The sequence below is a fragment of the Kocuria sp. ZOR0020 genome, from assembly GCF_000800955.1.
Classification (GTDB): Bacteria; Actinomycetota; Actinomycetes; order Actinomycetales; family Micrococcaceae; genus Kocuria; species Kocuria subflava.
This window is the reverse complement of record NZ_JROX01000249.1, coordinates 1-4,071: the sequence shown is the minus strand read 5'-3', so window position 1 is coordinate 4,071 and position 4,071 is coordinate 1. Positions and strand designations below refer to the sequence as shown.

The following is a 4,071-nucleotide window of genomic DNA, read 5'->3' as shown; positions in this document are numbered from 1 at the left end:
AAAACGCCGATCCCTCCGCGACGCTGATCGGTGGATCGAGGCTTAGCCACTGTCCGTTTCCAGGAGGCCTTTGTGAGCGAACACCGCAGCATGTCTGCCGGTTCAGACCAACCCGTGCCGGGTGGCGGACCGGAGGGTCTCAAGCCGATCTGGGTGGAACATCCTGACCTGGAGGCCATGGGCCGCCGCGGCTTTGCGCGATTCCGGGCCGTGTTCGGCCGCGAACCGCATGGAATCTGGATGGCCCCCGGACGGGCCAACCTCAACGGTGAACACATTGATTTCCTGGGTGGGCGATGCCTGCCCATGGCCCTGCCCTACGGCACCTTGGTGGCGGCAGCCCCACGCACGGACGGCCTTTTGCGCATGCGCACGCTGGAGCCCAGTTTGGACACCGGGATCGTGGAAGTCCCCGTGGACAGCATTGGCCCGGGCAGCCCTGAGGGGTGGAGCGGTTACGTCGCAGGTGCCCTGTGGGCGCTGAAGATCGCCGCCCAGGAACACCCGGACCTCAGCGTCCCGGAAGGATTCGGCGCAGACCTGCTGGTGCGCTCCACACTGCCGGTGGGTGGTGGGCTCTCCTCCTCTGCCGCCTTGGAATGCGCCGCCATCCTGGCCTTTCTTGCCCTGGCCACCGGACGCACTGACCTGGATGACACCACCCGCGCCGTGCTGGCACGGGCCTGCATGATGGCGGAGGTTGAAGTGGTGGGTGCAGCCACCGGCGGCCTGGACCAGACCGCAAGCCTGCGCTCCAAACCCGGGCACATCCTGTCCCTGGACTGCCGTGACTTCACCATCAAGCACCACCCCGCAGCAGATCTGTTGGACGGGCACCGTCTGGTGGGCGTTGACACCAGCACCCCCCATTGGCTGGGTGGCCACGAGTTCAGTTCCCGCCGCCAGGACGCGGAGGCCGCCGCCCGGTTCCTGGGTGCTGACCGCCTGCGTGATCTTCTGCCGGAAACCCCCACGCGCACCGACGTGGATGCCGTGTTGGAGCGATGGGATGCAGCTGCGCCGTCGTCGTCGGAGCTGGAGGGCCGCGACCCTGCCGATGCCCGACGACGCCTCACCCACGCCCTGACTGAAATGCTGCGCTCCGAGCGCATTGACGCCCTGCTGCGCCACGGCGCCACGGCTGAGATGGCGGGCGGGTCCGCAGGGGAACTCGGGCGGATCCTCACAGAGGGTCACGTCTCCATGCGCGACGACGCCCAGGCCTCCTTCCCCACTGCTGACCTGATCGTGGCCACGGCCAACCAGGCCGGTGCGGCCGGTGCCCGTCTGATCGGCGGCGGATTCGGCGGTTCCGTCCTGACGCTGCTGCCCATGGACCAGGTGGACCACGTGGTCAGCGCCATCGACCGCGCAGTCGTCTCCGCGGGGATGCCACGCCCGCGGTTCCTGTGCATCGAGCCCAGCGCACCCGGTGGACAACTCTGCCGCGACTGCGACTGACACCGCATTCGGACAGGACACGCAGAGGGCCCCGGCATCCGCCGGGGCCCTCTGCACACAACACCCGATCAGCCGAACGGAATCGGCCCCATCTCGGAGCGGACACCCACCCAGTGCAGCACCGTGAAGTCCTCGATGGCCTGTTCGCCGTTGAAACGGCCGATGCCGGAGTTCTTCTCCCCACCGAACATCACATGCGGTTCATCGTTCACGGTGGCGTCGTTGACATGAGACATTCCGGCCTCCAGCCGCTGGGCGAAACAGACACCCCGTTCGACGTCGCGGGTGAACACAGCCGAGGAAAGCCCGTACTCGGTGTTGTAGGCCATGCGCAGGGCCTCTTCCTCATCGTCAGCCTTGAGGATTCCCACAGCCGGTCCGAAAATCTCCTCGCGGGCCAGGTCCATGTCCTCGGTGACATCCGCGAACACGTGCGGCCCGATCACCCGGCCCTCCAGCTGGCCGCCCACAACCTCACGGGCACCCTGCTCACGCGCCGACTCGATGAGGCGGGTGACAGCCTGCGCCTGGTCGTCGTTGATGATGGGGCCCACAATCACCTCTGGATCCACGGTGTCACCGGCCCGCAACTGGGAGGCCGCGGCGGCGAATCGATCCACGAACTCCTGGTACACGGAGGAATCCACAATAATGCGGTTGGCAGCCATGCAGATCTGCCCCTGGTTGAGGAACTTGCTCATCATGGCACCCCGGACAGCAGAGTCCAGGTCGGCATCGTCCAGGACCACCAGGGGTGCGTTGCCACCCAGCTCCAATGCCACGTGCTTCATCGTGCCCTGCATGGCCAAGGCCCCAACCCGCTGGCCCACAGGAGTGGAGCCGGTGAAGGAGATCATGGACGGAATGCGGTGCTGCACAAAGTGGTCACCGATCTCTGAACCGGCACCCGGGACCACGGAGAGCAGGCCCTTGGGCAGGCCTGCCTCCTCAAAGATCGTGGCCATGACCAAGCCGCCCGTCACAGGCGTGTCAGAGGCGGGCTTCAGCACCACCGCGTTGCCCAGGGCCAAAGCCGGGGAGACCGAACGCATGGACAGGTGCAGCGGGAAGTTCCAAGGGGAAATGACTCCCACCACCCCGCGCGGCTGGCGGTAGACACGGTTCTCCTTGCCCGGGAACACAGACGGGTGGATGGTGCCGGGCACACGCATGGGGAACGTGGCAGATTCCCGGGTGATGGCAATCGCAGCCGAGAGCTCAATGTTGGCCTTGAGCGCAGAGGCACCTGCCTCCACCCGCAGCACTGCGGTCAGTTCTTCTCGGCGGGACTCCATGATCTGCGCGGCACGGGCCAGGACCTCGGCTCGCTCCTGGGGCAGGCGCTCGACCCATTCCCGCTGGGCCCTCCGTGCGGCCTGGTAAGCCTCATCCACGTCTGCCACAGCAGAACCCTGAAGTTCACGCAACATGGTGCCGTCAACGGCTGCCGTCATGGCAACGGTGCGTTCGGAGGTGCCGTCACGCCACTGCCCGTCCACGAACACCCCGCCCGGCAGGTCACCGATGAACGTGCGCGCCAGGGTCTTGACGTCCTGGCCTTCACTCGCGGTTTGAGTGGCCATGGGTGGATCCCTCCGTAGCCGTGGCAGTCACAACCGGGTCGGAATACGGTTGCTCGCAATGCTCCGCGAAAGACTATGTGGGCTGAATCACGGGAATCCAATAGAACTTTGACATGGGGGGTTATATACAGGATCTATTGGCGCACATGGCTCACATTGACCTGGCACTGGTGCGCACCTTCAATGCCATTTACGAGACTCGCAGCGTGACCGAGGCCAGTGTGCTCCTGCGCGTCACACAACCTTCCGTCAGCTACGCCTTGGCCCGCCTCCGCAAACAGCTCGGAAACCCTCTGTTCGCCCGCACCCCGCACGGCATGGAGCCCACCATGCGCGCCGATGAGCTCTACACCGTGTTCAGTCGCGCCGTGAGCCAGATCGATGCCGTGGCCGATCCCACCTATGACCCCCAGTCCTCGGAACGGATCTTCCGTCTGTCCCTCTCGGACCTCGGGGAGCTCACATTCCTCCCGGCCATTGGGGCTCTCCTAGCCCAACGTGCACCCACAGTTGGGTTGGAAGTGGAACCGATGGACATCGACACCGTGGCCGACCGGATACGCCGGGGACAAATGGATGCCGCCGTGGCCAGCAGCCACATCGCCGGGCTGAAGTGCCGCACGCTGGTGACCGGAGACCGTTACGTGTGCCTCCAACCTCGGACGACGGCGGAGAACGGTTCCGTGATCAGCGTGGAGGATTTCATCCGGGCACGCCACATGGTGGTGGAAGAAACCGCCGGTCACGACCGCGTGGAACGGGCCATCCAGAGCAGCGCACTGCGTCGTCGCCCAACGCTACGCATTCCCCACTACGCCACGTTGCCCCGCCTCCTGGTCCAGGGTGAGTTCCTGGTGGTCCTCCCGCTGCGCATAGCCAGAGAGTTCGCCGCAGATGGACAGTTGGAGATCCGGGAACTACCCATTGACGTGCCGCGGTTCGAAGTTTCGATCTACTGGCAGCCGCGGATCCCGGCAAATGCGGCTCTTCCTACCTGAGGTGGGGGTGAGTGAGCCCGCCGCCGATG

The 4,071-nt window shown here is 65.7% G+C and carries 3 protein-coding genes; 2 read left to right on the top strand and 1 reads right to left on the bottom strand.

Going from position 1 to position 4,071, the window contains the following annotated elements; translation table 11 throughout:
• Nucleotides 1-72 precede the first annotated feature (72 nt).
• Entirely contained in the window at nucleotides 73-1,461 is a 1,389-nt protein-coding gene (locus tag L979_RS12635; protein ID WP_052209879.1) for a galactokinase family protein, read from the top strand.
• 68 nt (nucleotides 1,462-1,529) lie between these two features.
• Here the strand turns inward: L979_RS12635 and L979_RS12630 are convergent, their stop codons facing one another.
• On the bottom strand, nucleotides 1,530-3,044 hold the full coding sequence (locus L979_RS12630; RefSeq protein WP_081994490.1) for an aldehyde dehydrogenase family protein: 1,515 nt from the start codon (nucleotides 3,042-3,044) through the stop codon (nucleotides 1,530-1,532).
• A 146-nt stretch (nucleotides 3,045-3,190) separates the two neighbouring features.
• On the opposite strand from L979_RS12630, the gene L979_RS12625 reads away from it, so the two are divergent.
• Entirely contained in the window at nucleotides 3,191-4,042 is an 852-nt protein-coding gene (locus L979_RS12625) for a LysR family transcriptional regulator (protein WP_047692563.1), read from the top strand.
• Nucleotides 4,043-4,071 lie beyond the last annotated feature (29 nt).

What these genes read in the sequence shown, in the direction of transcription:
- L979_RS12630 (WP_081994490.1), bottom strand. Translation starts at nt 3,044, where the DNA reads ATGGCCACTCAAACCGCGAGTGAAGGCCAGGACGTCAAGACCCTGGCG.
- L979_RS12625 (WP_047692563.1), top strand. Translation starts at nt 3,191, where the DNA reads ATGGCTCACATTGACCTGGCACTGGTGCGCACCTTCAATGCCATTTAC.